This is a genomic window from Halococcus hamelinensis 100A6, from assembly GCF_000336675.1.
Taxonomy (GTDB): Archaea; Halobacteriota; Halobacteria; order Halobacteriales; family Halococcaceae; genus Halococcus; species Halococcus hamelinensis.
In genome coordinates this window covers 1-25,021 of record NZ_AOMB01000017.1, presented here as the reverse complement: position 1 = coordinate 25,021, position 25,021 = coordinate 1, and the positions used below count along the sequence as shown (strand labels likewise).

The window sequence follows — 25,021 nt, the reverse complement described above, 5'->3', positions numbered from 1 at the left end:
TTGTGGTCCGACGCCCAAACGCGCGCATGGTATCAGAAGGCGATTCCGCACCCGACTTCACCGTCACGCTCGCCGGCGACGACCCCGAGGAGTTCACGCTCTCGGAGCACTTCGACGAGGCTCCGGTCGTGCTCGCGTTCTTCCCCGGGGCGTACACGCCGCCGTGTACCAACGAGATGGTCGCCTTCCAAGAGGAGTACGACGGCTTCAGCGGGACCGGCGGCACGCTCTACGGTGTGAGCGCCGACTCGGCGTTCAGCCAGGCCTCCTTCGCCGACGAGTACGGCTTCGAGTTCGACCTCCTCAGCGACATGGACCGCGAGGCCATCGGTGCCTACGACCTCGAGATCGACATCGGCGACCTCGGGCTCTACGGCGTCTCCCAGCGCGCGGTGTTCGTGATCGACAATGATGGCGAAGTCACCTACGCGTGGGTCGCCGACGACCCGACCAACGAACCCGACTACGACGAGGTCCAAGAGGCGGTCGAGGCGGCGGCCTGAAGCAAGGACGGCAACCCACTCCGATTTTTCGAGCCGACACGCCGACTAGCCTTAGCTACGGCTCGATGGCGGTCTCGGGGTTCGCGATCGACCAGAGCCGTTCGGGCAGGAAGTCGTCGAGGTGGTCGATCACACGGCGTTCGCTCACGTCGAGCCCCTCGCAGTGGTCGTGGGCCTCCTCGCGGATCGAGATGTGGAGGTCGTCGTCTTCGAGTTCGACGGAGAGAGGGAACACCGAACAGCGAACTGGTTTCCAGTCGTGTTCGGCGTGGAGCGCACAGAGGCCGTCATCGCGGAGGAAGAAACAGGCCGCGCCGTCGGGGGCCACGTCGTTCTCCCGGTCCTTCGGCTCGCGTTTGACGGCCTGCTGACCGCGAAAGTCCACGGTGGCCTCGTTGACGTTCGCGCGTTTGGCGAGGCCCACGAGATCGGGATCCGAGAGCAGGACGCCGTGTTGACAGCACCACGTACACGAGTCCACGCACTCGAAGGTGAGGTCGGGGTCGAACTCCACGACCGCCTCACAGCCGGGATGAACTTCGATCCGCTGTCCGTCGGTCACGACGACCCTCCGCGACGCGCCCGCCAAAACCTTCCGGTCGGTGGTGGTTCGATAGCTAGCTGTAGCCCCGCCAGCGGTGGCCGCACTCGGTACACTTGAAGAACCTCGTCGGTGGCTCGTCAGCCGACCCGGTCTGCTTGATGGTGTACCACGCGAGGTCGTTGCCGCACTCCTCGCACTCGATCTCGACCGTCGGTTTCCCCTCGTCGGCGGCGTCCTCGGTGGTCTCGATCACGTCGTCGAAGGTCTGGTCCTCGGTGCTCACGAACGCCGCGGCGCGCTCTGCGTCCTTGGCCACCCGCGCCCCACAGCCCGCACACACCATCTCGTCGCCGTCGGCGTGCATCATCGAGCCGCAGTCGTCGCAGAATTGCATGCTGAGACTCGTACCCCCGACGGCAAAAGCAGCCGGTCCGACCACCCATTCATCGCGGGTCGGCGGCCAGTTCGTCGAACAGGCTCCTCACGCGCTCGTGGACTTCGTCGCGGATCGAGCGGACGGTCTCGACGTCCGCGCCGTGTGGATCGGGCAGGTCCCAGTCGCGAACGTCGATCCCCTCGTCGAGGTCGAGCGTCGAACAACCCATCGTCGCCACGTACTCACACGACCGGAGTTCCTCCTCGGTGATCTCGCGGGGGGTCCGGCCCGAGAGGTCGATCCCCTCCTCGCGCATGACCTCGACGACCTCGTCGTGGACGCCGTCGGCGGGGTGGGTGCCGCCGGTGAGGACCGCCAGATCGTCGAGCCCTCGCTGGTCGCGCTCGCGCTCGGCGAACGCGCTCGCCATCTGGGACCGCCCGGCGTTCTGGACACAGACGAACGCGACGCGGGTTCCGTCGCTTCTGTTGGACACGGCTGCTCGTCGCGGGGTTGGGGCGCAGCGAGAATGAACGTTTGGGGCCTCTGGCCTATCCGGCTATCGCTCGCCGTACCACTCCTCCTCGAAGCGCTCGACGAAGTCCTCGGTGAACGCGTGGCGCTCCTCGGCGAGCGCCCGCGCCGCCTCGGTGTTCATCTCGTCCGGGAGATGCTGGAGTTTGTCGTAGTAGTGTTCGATCCCCGAGTAGCCGCCGTCGGGATCCCAGAGCGGCGTGCCGTGGACCCCGCCGTAGGCGAAGTTCCGCGCGACCCCGACCGCGCCAATGGCGTCGAGGTTGTCGGCGTCCCGGAGGATCTCGGCTTCGATGGTTTCGGCTGGTCGCTCGATACCTCGATACTCGTACTCGTCGTGGACCGCGACGCAGTGACAGACCGCGGGGACCTTCCCCGTCGGGAACTCGGTCGCGTCGAGCACCGCCCGCACGTCCGGAAGAGTCTCCTCGGGGTGGACGTACTCGTCGTCGGTGCTCACCGTCCGGTGGATGTCGTGGGTCAGCGCGGCCGCGCCGACCACCTCGACGTCGGCCCCTTCCGAGTCGGCCAGTCGGGTCCCCAGTCGGAACACCCGCCACGCGTGGTCGAGGTCGTGGCCAGACGAGTCCCCGTCGTACCACGCGACCATCTCGTCCGCGATAGCCCGGAACAGCGCCCGCTCCTCGTATTTCTCGTCCGATTCGTCCCCCGAAAAGGTGTCGAGATTCGTCACGAAACGGTCCTCGGCTGGCACCAGGCGGCTACGGGTCAAGTGGGTTTCGCCGGTCGGTCTCGCTCGACGTGCGCGCCCTCGTTGCGCGGCGCGCACATCAGCACGTCGCCATCGACGCCCGCCGACGACAGCGCCTCCCGGGCGACCGCCCGTGCCTCGTCGGCGCGTGCCTCGTCGGTGAGGCCGTAGACCGCGGGCCCCCACGACGACTGGCCCGCGCCCGCGACCGCGGGCGAGGCCGACAACGAGTCCACGATGTCGCCGAGCGGCGGCCGGTAGACCCCGCCCTGCTCGTCGGCGTACCACGTGCCGTTGAGCCGACTCACCGCGGCGACCGCCCCGCCGAAGCCCGCCCAGTCACTTTCGGCCGCGGCCGGAAGCAACCGCTGGGCGACCACCCGGGCGACCTCGTCGGCGATGGCGGGGTCGGCGCGCTCGACCACCCGACCGATGCTCTCGTTCTCCTCGTCCCCACACCGGCCCGACTCGATGGCCGGTATCACGACCACGAACCGCCACGATCCGGGGAGGGCGTGACGCGCGACCGGCACGGGGACCGCCCATTCGCCCTCCGCCGGCGGTTCCGTGGTGAAGCGCTCGGCGGGGTGGCCGGCGTCGACGACGAACCCACCGGCCTCGAACGTCGCACAGCCGACCCCGCTCCGGCCGCCGCGACCGAACGACGGCGCACGCTCCCTGACCCGTGGTTCGCGGTCGTGGGCGTGCGCGACGGCCGTCAGGACGGCGAGCGCGAACTGCGTGCCGCTGCCGAGCCCGACGTGGTGGGGAATGTGTTCCTCGACCGCGAGCTCGACCCCGGGAACGTCGAGGAGTTCGACGACGCGCTCGGCACACGCCGCCGCTCGTGTGTCGTCACAACGGACCGCGTCGGCGGGTTCGGCCACGAGCACGACGCGCGGCTCGTCGAGCGCGACCCCGAGCCCACCGTAGAGCCGCTCGTGGGCGAGCGAGAGGTTCTGGAAGCCGAAGTGAACCCGCCCGCCGGCCGCGACCCTGACTCGCGTCATGTCGGGGACTCCGTGGGAGGGAGGGAAAGGTCGTCGTTACTCGATGCCGTCGAGGACCGCCGCCGCGGTTCGTCCCGCGCCGTTCTCGTACTCGGGGGGGTCGAGCGGCTGGCCGACCGCGCGGACCACGTGGCGGATCGAGTGTTCGATCTGGAAGCCGTCTAATCCCGTGCGCTCGATCACGCGCGAGACGCCGTGCTGTTCGTCGGTGAACGGGTAGACGACACAGGGCGTGCCGGCGACGGCGGCCTCCATCACCGTCGAGTAGCCCGAGCACACCACCTTGTCGGCGGCCTGGAGGTAGGGGAGGAGCGCCGGGACGCACTCCCAGTCGGGGCCGCCGACGAGGGTGACGTCGTGACCCGCGTCCCGAAGGCGTTCGGCGAGCTCGTCGAACCCCGTCGAGTAGGCGCTTGGGACCACCAGCACCTCGGACGACTCCGGCGTGTCGGAGTCGTCCGGCACGGCGGCCGAGCCGTCGGCGAGCACGCGCGTCGGCTTCCCCGTCGGCGAACGAACCCGGCCGTCCGACGAGAGGTCGAGCGCGATGGGCGGGACGTGGGTTATGCCGGGCGGGTCGCCGCGGTCGGGCGGCCAGATCGAGGGATAGAGGAAGGCCTCGGCGGCGTGGATCTGGTGGCGGTGTAACAGCCAGGTGAACCCCTGTTCGATGACCGCGTCGTAGTACGACGAGGCGTTGTGCGAGCAGATGTAGAGCGGGATGTCGACGAACTCGCAGGCCATCGCAGCGAACATGTCGTCGGTGATCAGCGCGTCGGGGGCCTCCCGTCGGAGCCAACCGACGTACTGGGCGACCCGGCGGGCGCTGTTCGGGAGGCTATGAACGACGACGTCGAGCAGCGACCCGCCCTGGTAGTCACCGATGAAGTCGACGCTCGCCGGCTCGAACTGGTCGTAGTCGTTGTGCTCGACGAAGCGTGCGCCCGGCCCGCCGCCGGCGAGCGTTACCTGCGCGCCACGGGCTTCGAGCGCCGCTGCGACCGCCAGCATCCGGGTCGCGTGACCCGCCCCCTCGGGGTAGTATGCGACGGCCACCGTCGGAATCATCGTCCGTTCCTGTCACCGGAGGCCTCAAAACCTATTCGAATCGGCGGGATCCCCCTACTCGGTCGATCCCTCACACCTCGACGTACTGGGTCTCCCACTCGCGACGCGCCTCGATCTCCCGCTGGCCCCGTCGTGTGATGTTGTAGTAGTTGGTCCGTCGGTCGATCTGGCCCTTCTCGACCAACCCCTTCTCGACCAGCGTATCGAGGTTGGGATACAGCCGACCGTGATGGATCTCGGTCTCGTAGTAGTCCTCGAGCTCCTCTTTGATCGCCAACCCGTGTGGTTCGTCCTGGCCCGCGATCGCGTACAACAAGTCGCGCTGAAATCCCGTGAGGTCGTACATCGTCGTCCGTCCCACGTATGTGTTTGAATATCATAAACATAACGGAGCTGTCGCTGTCGGATACTCGACTGGTTTCGGCGTCGTCCCGACGATGGTTCGTCTCACGGCGTTGTACCCCTCGAAATCGGGGCTGGGGATACGTACGTCTCGTTGAGATGTCGTGTTCGAAGGATGGAAAACGCCCGCGCGGGAGAAAAGCCCGCGACGAGCGTTTGCCGCCCTGAATTGGTCCCCGCTGACGCTTCGGCCCTCCAAGCGAAGCGTCACTCGTATGCAACGGACAGTCACACTTAACCCTATCGACTGTCGGTCACATGTGTTCCTCTTCGAGCACCCAGCCGAGCGCCCGGCGGTAGTAGGTGAACATCTGCCGAACGCCCTCGTGGTTCATCGCCTCGTCGTCGAGCTCCTCGGCGAGGAACTCGTATTGCTCGCGGATCTCGGCCTCGTCGCGCATACCGCATCCGTCGGGCGAGCGCCTAATGAGGCTGGTCCCTACGCGCGCTCGCGGCCCGACAGCCCGTGCCAGACCGCGTTCACCAGGCGCTCCTCGCCGGCCCCGTCGGCGTCGTCCCACCCGCGCGCGAGCGCGTCCTCCAGCGCCCGGACCTCGTGGTTCTCGAAGTTGTTCGCGCCGCGGAAGGCCGAGAGCGCCGTGTCGCCCTCGCCGAGCGCCGTCGAGGCGTCCTCGCGGAACCCGGCCTCGTCGAGCGCTTCCGTGACTGCCTCCGCCGTTTCCCCAGCGAGTTCGTGGTATTCCTCGGGCGGTTCGCGTTCGAGCAGTGTGACGTCGTAGCGGCGGAAGACGCGTTCGAGTTCGTCGATCGGGTGTTCGTGGTCGTCGACACGGACGTCGATCCAGCGGTCGTTGCCGCCGTCGTAGCCACCCTCGGGTTTGACGACGTAGAGCGCCGCGGCCTGCTCGCCGCGGGCGTCGCCACCCGCCTCGTTGCCGGCCTGAAGCGCCGCGAGGAGCCGGTCGGGGAGGCCGCCGTCGGCCGACTCGTAGGTCTCGGCCATCGCCTCGATGGTCGCGCGGTTCTCGAGGATGTTGCCCTGCACGGTGTAGTTCTCGCCCTGGATGTCGCCGGCGAAGTCGAAGCACTCCGCGCCGGTGAACCCCGCGACGGAGCCGTCCTGGCCGACGACCCCGACCTGGCGCTGGGTGGCCTCGTCGTCCGCTTCGGTGAGTTCTTCCACTACTTCCTCGGCCGAGTAGCCCTCGCGGAGCAGGTCGAGGCCGTCCGGTCCGTAGGCGACGTTCGCGAAGCTCTGGGTGGCGACCGCGCCCGCGTCGGCCGCAGCGAAGGGCACGACGGAACCGACGCTCACGAACTTCGACTGGACGGCGATCCCCACCGCGTCGGTCGCGGGGTCGCGGGCGACGATGGAGAACGTGCTCGTGCGTGGTGGTCGGGATGGCATACGGTTCGCTCACGGCCCGTCGTCAAAAACCTGCTTCGCACGGCCGCGCGCCGGGATCGTTCCGGGGAACCGGCTCGGTGGTGGTTTCGGGGCGGTGCAGAGGCGGGCGGAATGCTGTGGCGCGCGCTCGTGGTCGTGCGTGAGCGATAGCGAACGCCGACCGCGAACACTGTGCGAGGGATGAGCACCGGAGTGAGCGAGGAGCGCAGTCGGCTGGGGAGGCGTGTGGCGCGTTGCGGGAGCGGTCGCGGGACGATGGCGGTCCCTCGTTTGCGCCGGGCTACTCGCGGTCAATGCTCGCCATAGCTATCTCCCATTCCGCCCGCTGTATCCACACCTCAACAGTCACGTCCGAAACGAAAATCGAACTTGGACGCGAACGGGTCAGTCACGCACTATCCAACGAGCCGACATCCCCAGCGTTATGGTCGTACCCCGCCACCACCGACCAATGGGCGTCCTCGAAAACAAGGCTCGGGCGCGGGTGTTCTACAAGTACCTCTCGCGGGTCTACGACGAGATCAACCCGTTCGTCTGGAACGAGGCGATGCGCGACGAGGCCCTCGATTGGTTCGACGTGAGCCAGGACGACCGCGTGCTCGACGTGGGCTGTGGCACCGGCTTCGCCACCGAGGGGCTCCTCGAACACACCGACGACGTCCACGGGCTCGACCAGAGCCCCCACCAGCTCGAACGCGCTTTCGCGAAGTTTGGGAAGAACGATCAGGTGAAGTTCTACCGCGGCGACGCCGAACGGCTCCCGTTCGACGACGACGCCTTCGACGCCGTCTGGTCCTCGGGCTCGATCGAGTACTGGCCCGATCCTGTAGAAACGCTCCGGGAGTTCCGCCGTGTGGCGAAACCCGGCGGGCCGGTCCTGGTCGTGGGTCCCGACGCGCCCCACACCTCGGTGTTCGGCGCGCTGGCCGATTCGATCATGCTGTTCTACGACGAGGACGAGGCCGACCGGATGTTCGACGCCGCGGGCTACGAGACCTTCGAACACCACATCCAGCAAGCGAAGCCGGGGAGCCCGCGCGCCATCACGACGCTCGCCCGCGCACCCGAGTGAATCGACATCGGTTCTGTTGCTCGACCCTCGTTTGGGTGGCCGGTGGCTACGTGATGATTTCGACGGGAGTAGTTCGATATCTGCTGAGCGCTCGATGTGACCGCGGATAGCCTGGCGCAAACGAGAGACCGCCCCGCTACCGCCACCACCCCGCACCGCGACCGTTCCCGCAACACGCCACACGCCTCCCCAGCCGATTCACTTCGTTCGGGCTCCGCCCTCACTCGTTCATCCCTCGCACGGCGTCTGCCGTCGGCGACTCGCTTTCGCTCGTCACCGACGACGAGCGCGCGCCACGGCGGCTGATTCGGATTCGTCGAGCGCGCTCGTCAGGTCCGTGCCGTCGCGACGACCTCGCCGTCGGCGTAGATCCGGACGGTCACCGTCGACCCGGCGGCGGGCTGTGGCGCGTTCGTGGTCGTCGCGATCGTCACCGAGGCGACCTCGCCGGTGCTCCAGGTGTCGTCGCTCCTGCTGTTGAACGGGCCGCCCGGTGCGCCCCTGAAGCCCGTCATCCCCACCGCCGGAACCCTCGGCTGGTGGTCGAGCGCTCGCCCGTCGACGAAGACTCGAACGGTGAGGTCGTTCACGTCGAGGCTGTCGCCGCCCGCGTGGGTGAGGACGACCTCGTTGCCGTTCCGGTCGGCGGTGATGGCGGCCGTCGGCGTGTGGTCCGCGCCCCCGAGACCGATGACGAAGGCGCCGATGACCGCCGCGAGCACGAGGGTGACGACCACCAGTACCGCGACACCGACGACCGGGGCGACGCCACGCCGGGACACGCGACGGAATGGCCCCGTGTCCCTACTTCAACCTTCGGCGGGGCGGACGGCGGTGCTGGCGACCGCGGTCGTGACCGTGGCCGTTCGCTCGGGTGTGTTGCTCCCGTCCGTCGTATCACTCCCGATAGCCGTGTCGATTCCAACGGTCGCGTTCGTCCCGGCGGCCGTGCCGGTTCCGGCGGTCGCGTCGGTCCCGATGGTGCTGTCGCTTCCGACGGCGGTGTCGTTTCCAACGGTCGCGTCGGTGTTCACCGTGATGACTCCCTCGCCCGTTCTCGCGGTCACCGAGAGGTTCTCGTGGGGTGCGACCGTCCAGAGTTGGCCGTCGTCGCCGGTGGCTCCGACCGACTGGTTGTTGATCGCTATCCGGCCGTCGGCGGGCTCGCCGTCGGCGGTCGAGAGCGAGAGTTCGAGCGGGCCGGTCGGGGAGGTCCGGTTCACCTGCAAGCGGAGGTCGTCGGTTCGGTTCTGCACCGGGGTCGCGGTCGGGACGCTCGAGAGGTCGATCCGCTGGTCCTCGGCGAACACCCGCCCGGAGGTTCGATTGAGGGAGGTCGTCAGCACGCCCTGGTCGTGATAGAGCGTGAACGCGTAGATCCCCGCGCGACGATCCCCGGCGGAGGTCGTCGAGGAGGAGTGGTTCCACGCCCACGGGTAGCTCGTCTGGACCCGGTCGAGCGCGTCCTGGATCCCGGTGAGTTCGCCGGCCGTGGTGTTGTTTCGCTCGCCGGGGAGGGAGGCCTCCCGGAGGTAGGTGCCGTCGTCGACCGTCGCCAGCACGACCCCGGCGTCGGTGGTCTCGACGTAGACTCGAAGGGGTTCGAGTCGCGTGGTGGGGGTCGCGTTGACGCCGTCGATCCGCACCGGCTGGTTCTCGATCCGAACCGTGTTCTCGCCGCGGAGCGCGCCCGCGATCCGTTCGCGGACGGGTCCTTCGAGCGCCCCGAGCTGGACCTGCCGGTTCTGCGCCCAGTTGTCGACGGGCTGGCCGTCGATCTGGGCTCCGGCGAGCGAGTCCGCCCGGTCGGCTACCCGACCCGCCGCGGTTTCGAGCCGCCCCGCCGCGGTGTCGATGTACGCGAGCTCGACGACGAACTCACGGTCGGTGAGCGTACCGTTGTTGTAGCCGCGGACCGCCGCAGTCTGGCGGGCGCGGAGCCGGGCGATGCCGGTTTCGACTCGGGCGACGCTGCGGTTGAGCTGTGCGCGGCGGGCGCTCGCGGCGTCGAGTTCGTTGGCACGCTCGTCGAGCACACGCTGTTCGAACTGGCCGTCGAGGCTGCGTGTGGCGAGGGTGAGCGTGGCCGAGACGTCGAGGGTCGCCCGCCGGTAGGACGCGGTTTCGAGCGCGTCGGGGTCCACGGTGAGCGATCCGGTGGTGTTCGGCGACGGTGTCACTCCCGCCACGCTCGGTGACACGGCTCCGTCGGCGACCGCGAACGCCGTTCCGGAGAGCAGACAGCAAACCAGCACCACCGCGAGCGCGCGACGCATCCATCGGGATGGGTGCGCCGAACGCACAAAAACCATCGGGCCGGTCGACGGTCGGCGGACACTTCAGGGATGGAAAACGTTTTCGCCGCGGCCCGAACAGACGGGGTATGCGCTCCCGGGCGGTGTTGGGGCTGGCGATCGTCGTCGTTGCCGTCGTCGCGCTCGCTGCACCTGTATCCGTCGCCGCGCAGTCCTCCGCGGACGAGCCGACGGCGACCAACGCCACGTCGACGACCACTATCGTCATCCAGCCCCAGCCCAACGGCGACGCGCGGTTCAGCTTCGAAACCCGGTTCGTCCTCGACGACGCCAACGACACCGCGGCGTTTCGGACGCTGGGCGAGGCGTTCGAGGCCGGCGACGCCGGCATCTCCGCCTCGACGTTCCGGCGGGCCGCGAACACCTCCAGCGTCGCCACGGGTCGGTCGATGAACGTCACGAACGTGAGTCGAAACGCCACGATCGCCACGAACGGTTCGGGTAGCGATATCGGTCGCCTCACGCTCGGGTTCACCTGGGCCGAGTTCGCCCGGACCGCCGACGGCCGAATCATGGTCGGCGATGCGTTCAACGGAACCCAGGGGACGTGGCTCCCGGGGCTGACCGAGCGCCAGACGCTGCTCGTCAAATCGCCGCCGGACTACGGCGTCATCCGGTCGCCGACGGGGGCCGGGTTCGCGAACGGTACCGTCAGGTTTGAGGGGCCGGCATCGTTCTCCGAGGGGACGCCGGTCGTCTGGTTCGAACGCCGCGGGAACCAGCCCGCGACGTCGACGCCGGGTTCCGACTCCGGCCTCTTCGGGTCGGTGCCGCCGCTCGCGGTCGGGAGCGTCCTGCTCGTGATCGGTGTGGTGGTAGCCGGTGCCTACGCCATGACGCGGCGCGACGACGAGTCGGACGGACCGGGCGATGGAACGGCTGGGGCAGCGCGGGCGGGGACCGCCGACCCACCCGGCCCGTCGGACGAACCCGACGAGACGACCGTCCTGGCCGACGTGGACGAGGAGCTCCTCTCGGACGAGGAGCGCGTCGAGCGGCTGCTCGCGGCGAACGACGGCCGGATGAAGCAGGCCTCGATCGTCGAGGCCACCGGCTGGTCGAACGCGAAGGTCTCACAGCTCCTGTCGGCGATGGACGAGGACGGCCGGGTGAACAAACTCCGGATCGGGCGCGAGAACCTCATCAGCCTCCCCGACGAGGAGTGAGGCTTTCGGAACGGTTAACATCCGCGCGGCGACTGGATTTTTCATGAAGATCCTCGTGACGGTGGCGGAGGTGGCGGAGGTCGAGGACGACTTCGAGGTCGACGGCCTCGGGATCGACGAGCGGTACCTGACCTACGACCTGAACGAGTGGGACGACTACGCCGTCGAGGCCGCGGTCGGGATCCAGGAAGCCGGCGAGGACGTCGAGGTGGTCTCGGTGACCGTCGGCCCCGAGCGCGCCGACGAGACCATCCGGATGGCGCTCGCGAAGGGCGTCGACCGCGCGATTCGGGTCTGGGACGACGACCTCGCGAGTACTGAGTATCTCGACAGCACGACCAAAGCCGAGGTCCTCGCCGCGGTCGCCGCGGAGGAGGAACCGGACCTCGTGCTGACTGGCGTCCAGTCGGGCGATTCGGCCTTCGGGGCCACGGGCGTCAGCCTCGCCGAGCGGATCGGTTTCGAGTGGGCCGCGGTCGTGAACCACCTCGACTACGAGGCCGGCGACGACCAGGCGTCGGTTCGCCGCGAACTCGAAGGCGGCGTCGAGGAGCTCACCGACGTCGAGACCCCGGCCGTGCTGACGATACAGACCGGGATCAACGACCCGCGGTACGCGAGCCTCCGGGGTATCCGTCAGGCCCAGTCGAAGGAGATCGCGCCGAAGGAACTCGCCGACCTCGGGCTCGATGCCTCCGCGACCGAAGGTGCGGTCTCGCTGACCGAACTCTACGAACCGGAGACCGTGAGCGACGCCACGGTCTACGAGGGGAGCTCCGAGGAGACCGCCGGGCAGCTCGCCGACCTCCTCCGCGATAAGGGGGTGGTCGAGGGATGACAGTGCTTGGGATCACCGAACACCGCCGCGGCGACCTCCGCGACGTGAGCTTCGAACTCGCTACTGTGGGACGCGAACTCGCCGACGCCACGGACAGCGAGCTCCACTTGGCCGTCGTCGGTGGGGAGGTCGAGGCCTTCGCCGACGACCTCGACCGCGAGGGCGTCGACGTCGTCCACACCGTCGACGAGGGTGAGGAGTTCAACCACGACGTCTACGTCCAGGCCGTCGAGGCGCTCCACGACGACCTCGATCCCGATGTACTCCTGATGCCCCACTCGGTGAACGGGTTGGACTACGCGCCGGCGGTCGCGAGCCGGCTCTCGCTCCCGTTCGTGACCGACGCGATCGGCGTCCATCGGGACGATGGCCTCGCGGTCACCCGCGAGATGTACGGCTCGAAGGTCGAGACGGTCGTCGACGTCGATGCCGACCGGGTCGCGCTCACCGTCCGGCCGGGCGAGTGGCCGCCCGTCGAGGGCACCGGCGACGCCGACGTCTCCGCGTTCGAGGTCGACGTCGACGAGTCGCAGGTTCGTTCGACGGTGACGGGCTTCGAGGAGGTCGGCGGCGGCGACGTCGACATCACCGACGCCGACGTGCTGGTCTCGGTGGGCCGGGGTATCGAGGAGGAGGAGAACCTCGCGCTGATCGAGGCGCTCGCCGACACCCTCGGCGCGACGCTCTCGTCCTCCCGCCCGATCGTCGACAACGGCTGGCTCCCGAAGAACCGCCAGGTCGGCCAGTCCGGGAAGGTCGTCACGCCGGAGGTCTACATCGCGATCGGGATCTCGGGGGCCGTCCAGCACGTCGCTGGGATGAAAGGGGCCGAGACCATCGTCGCGATCAACGACGACCCGAGCGCGCCGATCTACGACCTCGCGGACTACGGGATCGTCGACGACCTCTTCGACGTCGTGCCCGCGCTGATCGAGGAGTTCGGCGGCGAGCCACCCGAGGTCTGAACGGATTACAGGAGCGCCTCGGTGAGGAACGATTCGCGCGGCAGGTCGTCCTGCCGTGGACAGTAGGACGCGACCGCAGCACCTCGACGCGAGGTCGTGACTGGGAAGGGTATCGTCCGGGAAATAGAGGAACTGCCCTCCGCTTCGGATTCAACCCTTCGGCGGGACGGGTCCGTCGGGTTCGGTCGTCGAATCCGGGACCGTCACCTACTTTCGCGGGCCGTTCCAACCGAATCGTATGGCGATGGAGTACCTCGAACACCGTCGAGGCATGGTCGAGGAGCGCCTCGAATCGGTGTGCGAGGTGGTCGACCCGGACGAGTTGAGCGAGCGGATCGCCCACGTCGCGCTGTCGGACGGGAAACGGGTTCGCCCGACCGTGACCGTGCTGTCCTGTGAGACGGCCGGCGGCGAGGCGGCCGACGCGGTGGACTTCGCCGTGGGGGTCGAACTCGTCCACAACGCCTCGCTGGTGGTCGACGACATCATCGACGACTCCGAGGTTCGACGCGGGACCGACAGCGCGTGGGCCGCCTTCGGCTATGGCCCGGCGCTGATCACCTCCGACGGGCTGCTCGGCGAGGCGTTCGCGCTCTTCCTCGACGACGAGCGCGCGACGGAGGTCGTGAGCGAGGCGATGGTCGAACTCGGCGAGGGCGAAGCCACCGAACTCGTCGCCCGACCCACGGACGAGGAGGAGTACCTCGCGCTCGCTCGCCGGAAGACGGGGGCGCTGTTCCGGGCCGCCGCCGAGCTCGGGGCGATCGCCGCCGACGCCGACGCCCGCACCGTCGAGGCCTTCGGCGAGTACGCCGAGGGCGTCGGGGTGGCCTTCCAGATCCGCGACGACGTGCTCGACGCCACCGCCGACGCCGACGACCTCGGGAAACCGACGGGCCAGGACAGCGAGATGGACCGGCCATCCCTCGTGGAGGTCACCGACCTCACGCCCGAGGAGGCCAACGCGCTGGCGCGCGAGACGGCCGACGGGGCGCTCTCGGCGTTGGACTCGGTCGACGTCGCCGACGAGCGAGCCGCCGAGTACCTCCGAGACCTCGCCGAGTTCGTGGTGGTCCGCGAGCGGTGAGCCGCCGCTTGCGGCGGCGGTGCGGTTAGCGGTCGCCGTCCGGCGGTCGTGGCGCGGATGCGGTCCGGGCCTGGCGGATGAAGGGCGAACCGCGCGAACGAGCCGAAGGCGAGTGAGTAGCGAACGAAGTGAGCGCGCGGTGAGGGCTTCGGCGGTGCTGTGCTGAGCGGGCGGTCATGCTGTGCGGAGATGTAAGTGGTTGTACCGCGAGCGACCGTAGGGAGCGAGCAGCAGTTTTTAGTCCAGGTTTTTGGACGGGGGTTGAGCGAGCCGGAAGCGAGCGATTCCCTCGTCCAAAAAAGTGGTTGCTTAGAGCTCGACGCGCTCGACGAGGCGTTCCTCGGGATCGCGGGTGGTGACCGCGACGATGCGGATGTCGTCTTCGAGCCCCGACCCATTGAGTTTGGCCTTGAGCAGCGTGTCGACCTGATAGACGCCGGCGGCGTCGGTCATCTCGATCTCGACGAGGACGGGTACCCCGTCGCCCGGCTGGAGCGAGACCTGCCGGATGGCCTGACTGGAGACGGTGTTGATGCCGCGGCCACCCTCCTCGTAGGGTCTCCGCGACCGGCCGTGCTCCATGTCGAGGGCGTCCGAGACCCGTACGATCCCGGCTTCGAGCGTCAGCGGCGTCTCGTCGGTGTCGTGGGCGACGATGGCGTGGAGCACCTCGCCCTTCATCCGCACGCGCTCGCCGACGTCGTACCACTCGAACTCGGCGAGGAGGCGGTCGAGGAGGTCGGCGGCGAGCGGGATCGAGTAGTAGGGGTGGTCGGTCCGGTGGACGACGTGGCCGATGTCGTGGAGCGTGGCGGCGAGCGCGATGATGACGGCCTCGTCGGCCTCGTCGAGCCCCTGGTCGGCCGCGCCGTTGAAATCGACGTTGCCGGCCTTGAGGAGGTCGTAGAGACAGAGCGAACGATTTCTGACGATCGAGATGTGCTGGGAGCCGTGGTCGTTGTAGCGCTTTCGTGCCACCGGGTTGACGTTCTGGGCGTCGAGGTAGGCCTGGATCTCCTCGTCCGATTCGACGACTTCGAGCACCCGGTTCAGGCGCTCGTCGGGGAAGGCGTGGTCGGCATCGGGGTCGTAGACCCGGCCGTTCGAGCCGGGGTCCGCGTTGTCACTCATGGGGTGGGGTTGGGCCCGCGAGGGAAAACCGATTCTGGTTCCTACGCGTCGCGCACGGCCGCCTCGACCGCGTCGTAATCGGGTTCGACGCCCGGGTTCTCGCTCGCCCACGCGTAGGCTATCGTTTCCTCGTCGTCGACGACGAACACCGCGCGTTGGGCGACCTCGTCGATCCCGAGGTCCTCGAAGCCCATCGTGGCGTCGTAGGCCTCGACGACCTCGTGGTTCGGGTCGCTGACGAAGTCGAAGTCGAGGCCCTCCTGTTCGCGGAAGGCGTTGAGCGCGAACGGCGAGTCGACGCTGACCCCGTAGATCGTCGCGCCCGCGTCCTCGAAGCTCCCGAGTCGCTCCTGAAAGGTGTTCATCTCGCCGGTACAGACCGAGGAGAACGCGCCGGGGAAGAACGCGAGCACCAGCGGGGCCTCGTCGAGGCGGTCGGCGAGCGCAAACCGCTCGCCGACGTCGCCGTTCGCGAGCGGGGCGGTGAAGTCGGGAGCCGTATCGTTCTCGGAAAGCATCGTCTACGGGTCGTTCGCCGTGGTGAAGACGCTTCTGCTCGCTGAGCAAAAAGCCTATAACTCACACATCGTAAGATTGAGATACAATGGTTGGACTATCGCTGCTCCAGATTCCCGGTATCCCGGGTGGACCGGAGGTGTTGATCGTTCTCGTGATCATCGTCCTCCTGTTCGGTGCGAACAAGATCCCAGAACTCGCCGGCGCGCTCGGTCAGGCTCGTGGCGAGTTCGACAAGGGCCGAAACGAAGTCGAGGACGAACTCGAGGAGATGCAGACCAGCAACGTCGACGCCGACTCGGGGACGGCCAGCGAGTCGACCGACGCCGCCTCGCAGGACAACGACGTCGATTACGACCCACCCGAGGTCAACGAGCGCAACACCGAAGTCGAGAGCAACCAGTAACGGAACGGTACGGTTTTTCACCTCGCGCCCACAGCTTTCGTCGGGGCGTGTGGCCTAGCGGAGAGGGCGAGAGGTTCCTAACCTCTAGACCGCGGGTTCGAATCCCGTCACGCCCGTTCGGCCGTCAAGGAGGCGGGCGACAGCGTTCGGATCAGAGAGACCGCGCGCAGCGATGTGAGCACGTCCGACCGTGATTCTCGTCGCGCCTATCGTGGCTGTTTTCCGTCGTTAGGCGTGTTCGTCGGGGTAGGCCTCCGCCAACAGCTCGGGCCGGTCGGTGAGCCGGTCGCGTACCGGCGCGACCACCGACGAGATGGCGTCGGCCGCGGCGTTCTTGAGGTCCTGCGGGTGGAGCTCCTCGCTCACGAAGTCGGCTTCGAGGTCGTCGTACGTCTCGTAGGTCAGGTCCCCGCCGTACTCCTCGGGGCGCTCGACGACGAACGACTCGCCGCGCTCGTCGAGCACCGGGAAGACGAGGTATTCGAGGTATTCGAGCACGCCGTTGTCCGTGACCTCGCCCTGGGGGCAGTACGCGCCCTGGAGCTTCTCGGCCACAGTGCTGGAATCGTCGGTGAGATTCACCTTCGAACTCGCGTCGGAGGCGCTCATCTTCCCGCCCGCGAGCCCCGAGAGCAGCGGCGCGAACACGCACACTGGAGGTTTCTCGCCACGGTCGGCGAACAGTTCGCGGCTCAGCATGTAGATCCCGCGCTGGTCGATCCCGCCGTAGGCGACGTCGGCGTCGAGGGCGTCGATGTCCAGCGTCTGCATCAGCGGGTAGATCAATCCCCCCAATTTCGGGTTCTCGGACTGGCGGACGACCTCGCTGCCGGCGCGCTGCACCCGGGAGATCGTGGTGTCGGCGGCGGTTCTGAGGAGGTCGAGCGAGTAGTCGGGGTCGAGTTCGAAGTCGCGACCCTGGGAGAACTCGATCTCGCTGGGGTCGCCCCCCGCCGCCTCGACCATCGCCTCGATCGCCTCGCGGTAGTAGGTCGCGCGCGCGTCGAGCAGGTCGAAGGGGCTCTTCTCGTCGTCGAGGTGGGCGTGGAGGTCGGCTATCAGGACCTTGACCTCGAGCCCCGCCTTCAGGAAGTCGGCGAGTTTTCGAATCGTGGTGAAGTGCCCGATGTGCATCTCGCCGGTGGGGGCGTAGCCGATGTACACCGTCGGATCGCCGCCCAGGAGTTCGTCGAGTTCGTCGTCGGTGACGACCTCGGCGGTGTTGCGCCGCACGAGGTGGCCGCGCTCCGCGTCGTCCATATCCTCTCTGTCCCGTGCGCGCTGTTAAGCCGTTCCCTTCGCCCGCCCGGGGCTGCCGCAACGAACAGCCCCATGCGGCTGTGGCCCGTACTCGTGGCGTGTACACCGGCAAGACCGAACAGCCCTGCTGTCTCTGTGCGAACCCCGAGACCACCTCCCGGCTCGACCTCCCGCCGCGAGCGGTGCAGGGGATGAAACACGCTGGGTCGATCGCGTGGCGCGACATCGTGGGCGAGGTCTCGATCCACTTCTGCGAGAACGACTGGGAGCTCGTGCGGGACCTCGTCGTGGACCTCGACCAGAACCCGCTCTCGCGGTGTAACGTCGCCTACGCCTCCTTCGACATCCGCGAGGACTTCGAGGCGCTGTTGAACGACGTTCGCGACGAACCCGACCACACCGAAGCCGAGACCGAGATGATCGCCGAGAGCCGGCGGGTCGTCGAGACGTTCGACGAGGACGACCTCGTCGAGACCCGCGACCTCGTGGAGGCGAAGATCATCCTCTGGACGCTTCTCGACCTCGACGCGCCCGCATAAGACGAACCACTTCGGATACCGCTCACGCCTCACCCAACTGGTCGGCGACGAGCGCGTCGGCGTGCTCGACGAACGCCGCCTTCGAGTCGGTGGGGATCGTGGCCCCGGCGGCGACGTCGTGGCCGCCGCCGTCGCCGTCGAGCGCGCGTGCGGCCTCGCCCACGACCGCCGAGAGGTCGAGGCCGGACCGAACCAGTCGGTGGGTGCCGCGCGCGGAGACCTTCGTTTCGGTCTCGTTCTTCGTCGCGAACGCGATCACCGGTCGGTCGCCGCGTACCCCGTCGGTGCCCATCGCCATCCCGGCGACGATGCCGACGATGGTGTCGCGGATCCGCTCGCCCGCGTCGAACCACTGGAGGTGGTCGGCCTGGGTCACGCCCTCGCGCTTCACCCAGTCGATGCCGGTCGCGAGGTTCCGGCGGTGGTTCGAGAGCAGCGTCTCGGCCTCCGCCAGCGCCTCGTCGCGGTCGCCACAGCAGACCGCGAGACCGACGTCGGCGCGCTCGTAGCGCGCGGTCGCGTTGAGGAGGGTCGAGAACTCGCTCGCGTCCCGGAGCTGGCTGCCCGCGGGTTCGTCGGTCAGGAGGTAGGTCGTCCCGACGAGGTCGTCGATCCGATCGGCGGGCACCCCGCGGGCGACCGCACGCTGGAGCAGCCCGCTCGCCACCCGCTGGCGTTCCTCACTATCGAGGTCGACCCACCGCCGCCAGCCGTTCTCGCCCTCCAGGTCGATCTCGAGCTCCGAGAGGAACGCGGTCGCGCCCCGCTCGCTCCCCGAGATCCCTGGGATTCGGACGTCGTTGGCGTATTCGAGGAGCTTCGGGAGCGGGCGGGTCTGTTTGCCGTAGAGCGCCAGGTCGGTGGTCTCTTCGAGCACGCCCGCCGCGACGCCCTCGGCGACGATCCCCCGATTCGCGCCGACGAGCTCCCCCGTCGAGTCCTGCATGTCGCCGACCGCGCCCACGACCGCCAGCGCCGCGAGGTCGCGGTTCGCCCCCGCTTCGCCTGCGGCTCGCGGTTCGTCGCTCCGTGTCTCGCCGAGCGCCCGCGCGAGGACGTACGTGGTGCCAGCCCCCGAGAGTTCGGTCGACCCATCGAGGTCGAACAACAGCGGGTTCAGGTGGAACTCGGTCTCCGCGTCGGCGGGCTGGTGATGGTCCGCGACGACGGGTGTGAAGTCGCCGGCCGCCTCGTGGTCCGTGATGACGTCGAGCTGGCCGCTCCCGAAGTCGGTGAACAGGACCGTATCGAACGCCCGCGACGCCATCCCCGCTATCGCGTCGGCGTCGAGCTGTTTCTCGAAGGCGACCTCGTGGTCGATCCCGGCGCGCGAGAGCGCGGTCGTCGCGACCGCGGCGCTCGTGAGGCCGTCGGCGTCGATGTGGGAGGCGAGGAGGACCGACTCCGCCGCGCGGAGCGCCTCCGCGCACGCCGCCGCGCGTGTCGTGAGTTCGGGGACCGGACCAGCCATTCGTCGTCCGGTACGCCGGGATCGGATTTAAGCTTCCGGACGGCGGCCCGACCGCCGACGGGTTCGCGACTCGCCCGACCCGAACCGGGCTGCCGAAAACGTTTAAGCCACCGGACGGCTACTCACGCCAACCACTGACTGCATAGTCAGTATCGAACGAACACGATGAATTACGAACTCGCTCACCCCCCGGCATCGCTCGCATCGGCTCCGACGAGGAGCGGCCCGCGACGGACCGAATCGACCACGAACCACGACCGACCATCGGACGATGAGGTCCGGTTACGGCCCCGCCCGGGAGGCTTCGCGGAGTGAGCCGCAGGGGCAGCCTGCGGGGACTGTTCAAGACCCGCGACGAGTTCGACCTGACGTCCGGCGGCATCGGCCGACCGCTGTTCTATCTCGCGCTGCCGATCGTCATCACCAACCTCTTTCAGACCGCCTACAACCTCGCGGACACCTTCTGGCTCGGCCAGCACAGCACGAACGCGCTCGCGGCGATCAGCTTCGCGTTCCCGATGGTCTTTCTCGTTATCTCGCTCGCGATCGGCCTCTCGGTCGCGGGCAGCGTGCTCGTGGCGCAGTACGTCGGTGCGGGCAAGGAGCGCCGCGCGGAGTACGCCGCCTCGCAGACGATCGCCTTCTCGATACTCGTCTCGTTGCTCCTCGGCGTGGTCGGCTACTTCTCCGTGGACGTACTCGTCGACCTCCTGGGCGCGAACGACGCGATCGCCCCGCTCGCGGCGGGCTACATGCGGGTGTTCATGATCGGCCTCGTCTTCGTCTTCGGGTTCGCGATGTTCATCTCGCTGATGCGGGGCTACGGCGACACGGTGACGCCGATGGTCGTGATGTTCGTCTCGGTCGTGATCAACATCGTGCTCGACCCGTTCTTGATCTTCGGGTTCGAGTCGAACCCGCTGTTCGGTTTCTTCGGTCTCGGCGGGCTCGAAGCTAGCCTCTACGCCACGACCGGGTACGCGGGAAGCGGTATCCAGGGCGCGGCGGTCGCCACGATCGGCTCGCGTGCGATCGCGTTCGTGGTCGGGCTCTGGATCATGTTCCGCGCCGACCAGGGCGTGCGGATCCGCCTCTCGCAGATGGTGCCGGACCTCGAGTACGCCCGAAGGATGGTCGCGCTCGGCGTGCCGGCTTCGGTCGAGGGGGCCGTCCGAGCGGTCTCGATCAACCTCCTGCTGGTGGTCGTGGCCTCCTTTTCGACCACAGTGGTCGCCTCCTACGGGATCGGCACCCGGGTCTTCTCGGTCGTCTTCCTGCCGGCGATCGCGCTCTCACAGGGCGTCGAGACCATGACCGGTCAGAACATCGGAGCCGGGAAGGCCGACCGAGCGGACCGGACGAACCACGTCGCCGCGGCGGTGCTGTTCGTGATCCTCTCGGCCGTGGGCGTCGTGGCGTGGCTCTTCGCCCGGCCGATCGCCGCGGTGTTCACGACCGACCCCGCCGTCGTCGAGACCAGCGCGACGTTCATCCGCTACGCCGCGCCGACGTTCGGCTTCATCGGGATCATGCGGGTCTACACCGGCGGCTTCCGCGGCGCGGGGTTCACGATGGTCGCCGCGGTCATCGCGGTCGGTACCCTCGGACTGATCCGGCTGCCGGTCGCCTGGTTCGGCGCGGGCCTCCTCGGCGTGAGCGGGCTCTGGCTCTCCTTCCCCGCCTCGAACGTGATCGGCGCGCTCGCGTCGTACCTCTGGTTCCGCCGCGGGACCTGGCGCGACCGCAACCTCGCCGCCGACGAGGAGTCGGCCAACCACCAGCGAACCACGACCTCGACGACCGACGACTGACTCCCCCGAGATCGGTCCCGTTGGACGACCGAGGATTCAAATCGGTTCGCGGCCGAGGTCGGCCATGGAGAAGACGCCCGCCGGGACGTCGGTCGGCGTCGCCGACCCGTACGCGTTCGTCGAGCGGTGTGACCACCTCACCGACGACGGCCGGTGTCGGTACGCGCTCGAGTACGGCTCCCACGACCCCGCGTTCGCCCGCGAGCGCGAGGCCGACGACTTCGCGTGCCCGGTCGTGACGGAGTCGGGCCCCGACTGGGACTGGCGGGACTGCCCGCAGTTCCGGGCCCGAAACCGCTCGCGTGAGTGTGTCCGGTGTGGCCTCGACGAGCGCCGGGTGGCCCACACCACCGAGCGGCCGCTGCTCGAAGAACACCACCTCTCGTACGCCGACGACGACTCGCGCGCGGTGAGCCACGAAATTACTGTATACCTCTGTCGGTGGTGTCACGCCAAGATCCACGGCTCGTGGGCGCGGATCGACGACGACGCCAACCCCGACCCCGAGGCGCTCGCCGCCCGCGAGGGCCGTCGGAGCCAGGAGCAAGCGGAGTTCGAGTTCGCCTCGGCCGCCGAACGCCGCGAGGCCGACGACGGCTGACCGGCGCGCGCGTTTCGGGGGATTTTAGCCGGCGCGTCGCCAGTCTCGGGCATGACCCGGATCGTCGTCGTCGACAACCACGGCCAGTTCACCCACCTCGAAGGCCGGGCGCTCCGCGACATCGGCGTCGAGACCGAGATCGTCGACAACACCACGCCCCCCGAGGAAATCGAGGCCGACGGGATCGTACTCTCCGGCGGCCCCGACTCGGCCGACGAACCCGACGCGGGCGGGCGGTGTGACGAGTATCTCGACATGGGTGTTCCCGTGCTCGGGATCTGTCTCGGGATGCAGGTGCTCGCGGTCGAGCGTGGCGGGCGCGTCGAACCCGGCGAGTACGGTGGCTACGCCGACGTCACCGTCGAGATCGACGACCCGGAGGACCCGCTGGTCGGTTCGCTCGCGCCCGAGACGCGGGTGTGGGCGAGCCACGCCGACCAGGTCGTCGAGCTCCCCCCTGACTTCGAACGTACGGGGCGGAGCGACATCTGCGGCATCGAGTCGATGAGCGACACCAGCGAGAACCTCTTCGGCGTCCAGTGGCACCCCGAGGTCGCCCACACCGAGGAGGGCGAGGCGGTGTTCGAGAACTTCCGGGCGGTCTGCGAGCGGGCCACCGAAAGAGGGATTTAGCCGCCACTGGGTGGTTTTCCCGAATGACCGAGACCCAGGGCGACCTCGCGGCGCTCTCGCGGTTCGTCTTTCGCGCCCCGAAGTGGTACGCGAGCCTCGGGTTCGCCCTCGTGGTCGCGGCGATCGCGGGCGTCGCGGCGTTCGACTCGGAGTTCGTGCTCGAAGACGCCTGGCAGGGCGTCTTCTTCATCGGCGTCCCGACGATAGTCGCGGCGGTCGCCACCCCGCCGATAGACCGACGGCTCGGTGGCCAGCTCACGCCGAACCGCGCCTCCCTGCTCGCGCTGGTCTGCGAGGTCTTCCTGGTCGCGGTCCTCGTGGTCGCGGGGGCGATCGCCGTCCTCACGCCGCTCGGCCAGCAGTTCGTCTTCGACGCGCTCACCGTCGGCCTCGCCGCGGTTGGTGCCATCCGACTCGCGGTGTTGCTCGCGGTCTCGCGGAAGTCGCTCGTCGTCACGGCGATCCCGGCGGGGATCCAGACCGCGACGGCGGCGTTCCTCGTCTTCGTCTACAGCGGCACCGCGCGCTACGTCGAGGTCGGCGGCCCGCTCGTCCAGTCCTTCCTCTCGCGGCCGAGCCGCGGCCCCGCCGAGTTCGGGGCGGTCAAACCGCTCGATTTCGCCGTTCTCGCGCTTCTCTGTGCGTTCTACGCTCTCGCCGTCGTGGTGTTCGTCCGCGTCATCGACCGGCCGTGGCGACGGAGCCTCGGCGTGAGCGTGCTGGATTTCGGTCGGGGGTTCATCGGCCACATCGCGGAGGGATCCAACGAACTCGAGGAGTTCTTCGCGGCGCTCGGCGAGGAGGCGGTGGTGCCGGTGAGCGTGCTCTCGGCCCGTCGCTCCGACGGCTCCGAGAAGGCGCGGTTCGTGCTTCCCATGGTACATCCAGGGCCGATGGGCGAGATCGGCGGCGGCAACCTCCCGAAGCGCGTCGCGAAAAGCGCTAACGGGCTGGGATTCCCGCCCCACGCAACCGCGGGCCACGACTTCAACCTCGTCTCCGAGCGCGAAGTCGACACCCTCCTCGACGCGGTTTCGCGTGCCCACGACCGGATCGAGTACTCGACGACCGGCAGCCCGCCGGTTCGACGCCGCGTCGGCGAGGCCTCCGTCACGGGGCAGGCGATGGGCGACGGCGCGATGGTCGTCGCGACCTACGCGCCGGGGCTCGCCGACGACATCGACTACTCGGTGGGGCTGTCGGCGGTCGCCGAGGCGCGCTCCCACGGCGTCGACGCGATGGTGGTCGACGCCCACAACGCGAACGACGGCCTCACCGGCGACGACCTCGGCCACGTGGTCCCCGGCAGCCAGCGCTCGTTCGACCTCATCGAGGGCGTCGGCGAGGTCTCGGCGGCGCTCGCGAACGCGCCGCAGGGTCCGATCGAACTCGGGGTGGCGTGGGACGAGACGCCGTGGACGGCGAGCGAGGGTATCGGCCCGCTCGGCATCCGGGTCGCGGCGTTCACCGTCGAGGACGAGACCGCGGTCTACGTTCTGGTCGACGGCAACAACATGGAACCGGGGCTCCGGGAGGCGATCCTCGACCACATCGACGCGGGCTCGGCGGAGGTGATGACGACCGACACCCACGTCGTCAACACCGTCGAGTCGGCGAACCAGGTCGGCGGGGCCATCCCGGACGACGAACTCATCGCGCTCATCGCGTCGCTCGTCGAGGAGGCCCTCGCCGACCGCGAACCGGTCGAGGCGGGCATGGCGACCGAACGCGCCCGCGTCACCGTGTTCGGCAACGACAGAACCGAGACCCTCGCGAGCCACGCCAACGCGATGCTCGGGATGGGGAGTGCGCTCGCGGGCGCGTTCGCCGTCGCGATGCTCGCGGTGAGCGTCGTGGTCTTCCTGTTCACCTAGCTCGCGGCTTCTTCCTCGTCCCCGTCGAGTTCGATGGTCTCGACCACCGAGAGCGGGACGTCACGGAGCGCGCCGCCGACCTCGCTCTTGGCGATCCGTTCGGCGTGCTGTTGGCCGTCGGCGTTGAACACGTCGATCTCGAGGACCAGTCCCACCAACGCCGTGCCGGCGGCGACGTAGGCCGAATCGAACGGCTCGCCACAGGCCGGACAGCCCGTCGCGCCGACGTTGACCTCGACGTAGGACTTGTCCTGGTCGTTGAGTCGTTTGCCCGCTTCGCTCACCGCGACGCCGATCGCGTCGTCGATGTTGTCGACGTCGCGAACAAGCCACGCCGCCTCCATCGCAACGAGATAGTCGGTCATAGCTGGTCGTCGTGATGTAGAGGGTCGAACCTTGTGGTTTCGAGTGACGCACGGAAGGACTGGTCTTTTAAGCGTCGGGCCGGTAACGGTGGTATGCAAGACTTCCCGAACAGCCCGGATCTCGGCCGGCCGGGAGAAGCGGCGACGGAGGGTCTCTACGGCCCGGAACTCGGCGACCTGCCGACGCACGACATGTCCGACGAGCAGATCACCAAGACCGGCACCACGACCGTGGGCCTCACCACGACCGACGGCGTCGTGCTCGCCACCGACCGCCGCGCCAGCGCGGGCAACCTCGTCGCGAGCAAGCGCGCCGAGAAGATCGCGGAGATCCACCCCCGCGGCGCGCTCACCATCTCCGGGGCCGTGAGCGCGGCTCAGGCGCTGATCAACAACCTCCAGGCCGAGGTCCGCCTCTACGAGGCCTGTCTCTTATACACATCTCTGAGCGGG

The 25,021-nt window shown here is 68.6% G+C and carries 28 protein-coding genes, 1 tRNA gene and 1 pseudogene; 14 read left to right on the top strand and 16 right to left on the bottom strand.

Annotation, left to right across the window (positions count from 1 at the left end; translation table 11 throughout):
* Positions 1-26 precede the first annotated feature (26 nt).
* Positions 27-503, top strand: coding sequence for a redoxin domain-containing protein (locus tag C447_RS06195; protein ID WP_007691965.1), 477 nt, complete (start codon positions 27-29; stop codon positions 501-503).
* 55 nt (positions 504-558) lie between these two features.
* Here C447_RS06195 and C447_RS06190 read toward each other — a convergent pair whose 3' ends face one another.
* From C447_RS06190 to C447_RS06155, 9 genes are all read right to left on the bottom strand, one after another.
* A complete protein-coding gene (locus tag C447_RS06190) occupies positions 559-1,065 on the bottom strand; it encodes a YkgJ family cysteine cluster protein (RefSeq protein ID WP_029601847.1) in 507 nt (168 codons plus the stop codon).
* Positions 1,066-1,120: 55 nt separating this feature from the next.
* The gene (locus tag C447_RS06185; RefSeq protein ID WP_007691962.1) at positions 1,121-1,441 is read right to left on the bottom strand and encodes a transcription factor S; all 321 of its coding nucleotides are present in this window, start codon (positions 1,439-1,441) and stop codon (positions 1,121-1,123) included.
* Between the two features lie 49 nt (positions 1,442-1,490).
* The gene (locus tag C447_RS06180) at positions 1,491-1,919 is read right to left on the bottom strand and encodes an arsenate-mycothiol transferase ArsC (protein ID WP_007691960.1); all 429 of its coding nucleotides are present in this window, start codon (positions 1,917-1,919) and stop codon (positions 1,491-1,493) included.
* A gap of 63 nt (positions 1,920-1,982) precedes the next feature.
* Positions 1,983-2,651, bottom strand: coding sequence for an HD domain-containing protein (locus tag C447_RS06175; RefSeq protein ID WP_237713368.1), 669 nt, complete (start codon positions 2,649-2,651; stop codon positions 1,983-1,985).
* Positions 2,652-2,686: 35 nt separating this feature from the next.
* Positions 2,687-3,679: a beta-ribofuranosylaminobenzene 5'-phosphate synthase family protein gene (locus tag C447_RS06170; RefSeq protein WP_007691956.1), complete on the bottom strand. Its 993-nt coding sequence runs from the start codon at positions 3,677-3,679 to the stop codon at positions 2,687-2,689.
* 36 nt (positions 3,680-3,715) lie between these two features.
* Positions 3,716-4,747, bottom strand: coding sequence for a glycosyltransferase (locus C447_RS06165; protein WP_007691955.1), 1,032 nt, complete (start codon positions 4,745-4,747; stop codon positions 3,716-3,718).
* Positions 4,748-4,817: 70 nt separating this feature from the next.
* On the bottom strand, positions 4,818-5,093 hold the full coding sequence (locus C447_RS06160) for a PadR family transcriptional regulator (protein ID WP_007691952.1): 276 nt from the start codon (positions 5,091-5,093) through the stop codon (positions 4,818-4,820).
* 310 nt (positions 5,094-5,403) lie between these two features.
* Complete coding sequence (locus C447_RS18110; protein WP_007691950.1) at positions 5,404-5,550, bottom strand: hypothetical protein; 147 nt, start codon at positions 5,548-5,550, stop codon at positions 5,404-5,406.
* A 38-nt stretch (positions 5,551-5,588) separates the two neighbouring features.
* Positions 5,589-6,518 carry a DUF1028 domain-containing protein gene (locus C447_RS06155; RefSeq protein WP_007691948.1) on the bottom strand — a complete coding sequence of 310 codons (930 nt, stop codon included), beginning with the start codon at positions 6,516-6,518 and terminating at the stop codon, positions 5,589-5,591.
* 451 nt (positions 6,519-6,969) lie between these two features.
* Between C447_RS06155 and C447_RS06150 the strand changes: the two genes are divergently transcribed.
* Positions 6,970-7,590 carry a methyltransferase domain-containing protein gene (locus C447_RS06150; RefSeq protein ID WP_007691947.1) on the top strand — a complete coding sequence of 207 codons (621 nt, stop codon included), beginning with the start codon at positions 6,970-6,972 and terminating at the stop codon, positions 7,588-7,590.
* 329 nt (positions 7,591-7,919) lie between these two features.
* On the opposite strand, the gene C447_RS06145 is transcribed toward C447_RS06150, so the two are convergent.
* Together C447_RS06145 and C447_RS06140 are read right to left on the bottom strand one after the other, a co-directional pair.
* Positions 7,920-8,372 (bottom strand): type IV pilin, encoded by a 453-nt coding sequence (locus tag C447_RS06145; RefSeq protein WP_007691946.1) that lies wholly within the window; start codon positions 8,370-8,372, stop codon positions 7,920-7,922.
* 27 nt (positions 8,373-8,399) lie between these two features.
* Positions 8,400-9,866, bottom strand: coding sequence for a DUF7096 domain-containing protein (locus tag C447_RS06140; RefSeq protein WP_007691945.1), 1,467 nt, complete (start codon positions 9,864-9,866; stop codon positions 8,400-8,402).
* Positions 9,867-9,973: 107 nt separating this feature from the next.
* On the opposite strand from C447_RS06140, the gene C447_RS06135 reads away from it, so the two are divergent.
* The 4 genes from C447_RS06135 (at position 9,974) to C447_RS06120 (ending at position 13,961) form a co-directional block, all read left to right on the top strand.
* Positions 9,974-11,071, top strand: coding sequence for a helix-turn-helix transcriptional regulator (locus C447_RS06135; protein ID WP_007691943.1), 1,098 nt, complete (start codon positions 9,974-9,976; stop codon positions 11,069-11,071).
* 43 nt (positions 11,072-11,114) lie between these two features.
* Positions 11,115-11,909, top strand: a complete 795-nt coding sequence (locus C447_RS06130) for an electron transfer flavoprotein subunit beta/FixA family protein (protein ID WP_007691941.1) — start codon at positions 11,115-11,117, stop codon at positions 11,907-11,909.
* The gene (locus C447_RS06125; protein ID WP_007691939.1) at positions 11,906-12,874 is read left to right on the top strand and encodes an electron transfer flavoprotein subunit alpha/FixB family protein; all 969 of its coding nucleotides are present in this window, start codon (positions 11,906-11,908) and stop codon (positions 12,872-12,874) included. The genes C447_RS06130 and C447_RS06125 overlap by 4 nt, the downstream gene beginning before the upstream one ends.
* 244 nt (positions 12,875-13,118) lie before the next feature.
* Positions 13,119-13,961: a polyprenyl synthetase family protein gene (locus tag C447_RS06120; RefSeq protein WP_007691937.1), complete on the top strand. Its 843-nt coding sequence runs from the start codon at positions 13,119-13,121 to the stop codon at positions 13,959-13,961.
* Between the two features lie 309 nt (positions 13,962-14,270).
* On the opposite strand, the gene C447_RS06115 is transcribed toward C447_RS06120, so the two are convergent.
* Both C447_RS06115 and C447_RS06110 read right to left on the bottom strand, forming a co-directional pair.
* Positions 14,271-15,092 carry an HD domain-containing protein gene (locus C447_RS06115; RefSeq protein WP_007691936.1) on the bottom strand — a complete coding sequence of 274 codons (822 nt, stop codon included), beginning with the start codon at positions 15,090-15,092 and terminating at the stop codon, positions 14,271-14,273.
* Between the two features lie 41 nt (positions 15,093-15,133).
* On the bottom strand, positions 15,134-15,610 hold the full coding sequence (locus C447_RS06110; RefSeq protein ID WP_007691934.1) for a redoxin domain-containing protein: 477 nt from the start codon (positions 15,608-15,610) through the stop codon (positions 15,134-15,136).
* Positions 15,611-15,696: 86 nt separating this feature from the next.
* On the opposite strand from C447_RS06110, the gene tatA reads away from it, so the two are divergent.
* A complete protein-coding gene (tatA, locus tag C447_RS06105; RefSeq protein ID WP_007691932.1) occupies positions 15,697-16,014 on the top strand; it encodes a twin-arginine translocase TatA/TatE family subunit in 318 nt (105 codons plus the stop codon).
* Positions 16,015-16,057: 43 nt separating this feature from the next.
* Positions 16,058-16,130, top strand: a tRNA-Arg gene (locus C447_RS06100).
* A gap of 112 nt (positions 16,131-16,242) precedes the next feature.
* On the opposite strand, the gene C447_RS06095 is transcribed toward C447_RS06100, so the two are convergent.
* Positions 16,243-17,274: a tyrosine--tRNA ligase gene (locus C447_RS06095; protein WP_007691930.1), complete on the bottom strand. Its 1,032-nt coding sequence runs from the start codon at positions 17,272-17,274 to the stop codon at positions 16,243-16,245.
* Positions 17,275-17,372: 98 nt separating this feature from the next.
* Here C447_RS06095 and C447_RS06090 point away from each other — a divergent pair, with 98 nt between their 5' ends.
* Positions 17,373-17,813 (top strand): hypothetical protein, encoded by a 441-nt coding sequence (locus tag C447_RS06090; RefSeq protein WP_007691928.1) that lies wholly within the window; start codon positions 17,373-17,375, stop codon positions 17,811-17,813.
* Positions 17,814-17,835: 22 nt separating this feature from the next.
* Here C447_RS06090 and C447_RS06085 read toward each other — a convergent pair whose 3' ends face one another.
* A complete protein-coding gene (locus tag C447_RS06085; protein WP_007691926.1) occupies positions 17,836-19,284 on the bottom strand; it encodes a DHHA1 domain-containing protein in 1,449 nt (482 codons plus the stop codon).
* Between the two features lie 311 nt (positions 19,285-19,595).
* On the opposite strand from C447_RS06085, the gene C447_RS06080 reads away from it, so the two are divergent.
* From C447_RS06080 to C447_RS06065, 4 genes are all read left to right on the top strand, one after another.
* Positions 19,596-21,095: an MATE family efflux transporter gene (locus tag C447_RS06080; protein WP_007691924.1), complete on the top strand. Its 1,500-nt coding sequence runs from the start codon at positions 19,596-19,598 to the stop codon at positions 21,093-21,095.
* 64 nt (positions 21,096-21,159) lie between these two features.
* Positions 21,160-21,696 (top strand): DUF7097 family protein, encoded by a 537-nt coding sequence (locus tag C447_RS06075; RefSeq protein WP_007691921.1) that lies wholly within the window; start codon positions 21,160-21,162, stop codon positions 21,694-21,696.
* Positions 21,697-21,747: 51 nt separating this feature from the next.
* Positions 21,748-22,329 carry a GMP synthase subunit A gene (locus C447_RS06070; RefSeq protein WP_007691919.1) on the top strand — a complete coding sequence of 194 codons (582 nt, stop codon included), beginning with the start codon at positions 21,748-21,750 and terminating at the stop codon, positions 22,327-22,329.
* Positions 22,330-22,352: 23 nt separating this feature from the next.
* Positions 22,353-24,203: a DUF2070 family protein gene (locus tag C447_RS06065; protein ID WP_007691916.1), complete on the top strand. Its 1,851-nt coding sequence runs from the start codon at positions 22,353-22,355 to the stop codon at positions 24,201-24,203.
* Here the strand turns inward: C447_RS06065 and C447_RS06060 are convergent.
* A complete protein-coding gene (locus C447_RS06060; RefSeq protein WP_007691915.1) occupies positions 24,200-24,568 on the bottom strand; it encodes a DUF555 domain-containing protein in 369 nt (122 codons plus the stop codon). The two genes, C447_RS06065 and C447_RS06060, sit on opposite strands and share 4 nt — an antisense overlap.
* 93 nt (positions 24,569-24,661) lie before the next feature.
* On the opposite strand from C447_RS06060, the pseudogene C447_RS06055 reads away from it, so the two are divergent.
* Positions 24,662-25,021, top strand: a pseudogene (locus tag C447_RS06055) (proteasome subunit beta); the annotation flags it as partial.

Excerpts from the sequence above, each read along its gene's own strand:
- C447_RS06185 (WP_007691962.1), bottom strand. The coding sequence starts at position 1,441 with ATGCAATTCTGCGACGACTGCGGCTCGATGATGCACGCCGACGGCGAC.
- C447_RS06060 (WP_007691915.1), bottom strand. The coding sequence starts at position 24,568 with ATGACCGACTATCTCGTTGCGATGGAGGCGGCGTGGCTTGTTCGCGAC.
- C447_RS06155 (WP_007691948.1), bottom strand. The coding sequence starts at position 6,518 with ATGCCATCCCGACCACCACGCACGAGCACGTTCTCCATCGTCGCCCGC.
- C447_RS06110 (WP_007691934.1), bottom strand. The coding sequence starts at position 15,610 with ATGCTTTCCGAGAACGATACGGCTCCCGACTTCACCGCCCCGCTCGCG.
- C447_RS06070 (WP_007691919.1), top strand. The coding sequence starts at position 21,748 with ATGACCCGGATCGTCGTCGTCGACAACCACGGCCAGTTCACCCACCTC.
- C447_RS06140 (WP_007691945.1), bottom strand. The coding sequence starts at position 9,866 with ATGCGTCGCGCGCTCGCGGTGGTGCTGGTTTGCTGTCTGCTCTCCGGA.
- C447_RS06120 (WP_007691937.1), top strand. The coding sequence starts at position 13,119 with ATGGAGTACCTCGAACACCGTCGAGGCATGGTCGAGGAGCGCCTCGAA.
- C447_RS06095 (WP_007691930.1), bottom strand. The coding sequence starts at position 17,274 with ATGGACGACGCGGAGCGCGGCCACCTCGTGCGGCGCAACACCGCCGAG.
- C447_RS06130 (WP_007691941.1), top strand. The coding sequence starts at position 11,115 with ATGAAGATCCTCGTGACGGTGGCGGAGGTGGCGGAGGTCGAGGACGAC.
- C447_RS06125 (WP_007691939.1), top strand. The coding sequence starts at position 11,906 with ATGACAGTGCTTGGGATCACCGAACACCGCCGCGGCGACCTCCGCGAC.
- C447_RS06160 (WP_007691952.1), bottom strand. The coding sequence starts at position 5,093 with ATGTACGACCTCACGGGATTTCAGCGCGACTTGTTGTACGCGATCGCG.
- C447_RS06075 (WP_007691921.1), top strand. The coding sequence starts at position 21,160 with ATGGAGAAGACGCCCGCCGGGACGTCGGTCGGCGTCGCCGACCCGTAC.
- C447_RS06065 (WP_007691916.1), top strand. The coding sequence starts at position 22,353 with ATGACCGAGACCCAGGGCGACCTCGCGGCGCTCTCGCGGTTCGTCTTT.
- C447_RS06135 (WP_007691943.1), top strand. The coding sequence starts at position 9,974 with ATGCGCTCCCGGGCGGTGTTGGGGCTGGCGATCGTCGTCGTTGCCGTC.
- C447_RS06170 (WP_007691956.1), bottom strand. The coding sequence starts at position 3,679 with ATGACGCGAGTCAGGGTCGCGGCCGGCGGGCGGGTTCACTTCGGCTTC.
- C447_RS06150 (WP_007691947.1), top strand. The coding sequence starts at position 6,970 with ATGGGCGTCCTCGAAAACAAGGCTCGGGCGCGGGTGTTCTACAAGTAC.
- C447_RS06115 (WP_007691936.1), bottom strand. The coding sequence starts at position 15,092 with ATGAGTGACAACGCGGACCCCGGCTCGAACGGCCGGGTCTACGACCCC.
- C447_RS06085 (WP_007691926.1), bottom strand. The coding sequence starts at position 19,284 with ATGGCTGGTCCGGTCCCCGAACTCACGACACGCGCGGCGGCGTGCGCG.
- tatA (WP_007691932.1), top strand. The coding sequence starts at position 15,697 with ATGGTTGGACTATCGCTGCTCCAGATTCCCGGTATCCCGGGTGGACCG.
- C447_RS06165 (WP_007691955.1), bottom strand. The coding sequence starts at position 4,747 with ATGATTCCGACGGTGGCCGTCGCATACTACCCCGAGGGGGCGGGTCAC.
- C447_RS06195 (WP_007691965.1), top strand. The coding sequence starts at position 27 with ATGGTATCAGAAGGCGATTCCGCACCCGACTTCACCGTCACGCTCGCC.
- C447_RS18110 (WP_007691950.1), bottom strand. The coding sequence starts at position 5,550 with ATGCGCGACGAGGCCGAGATCCGCGAGCAATACGAGTTCCTCGCCGAG.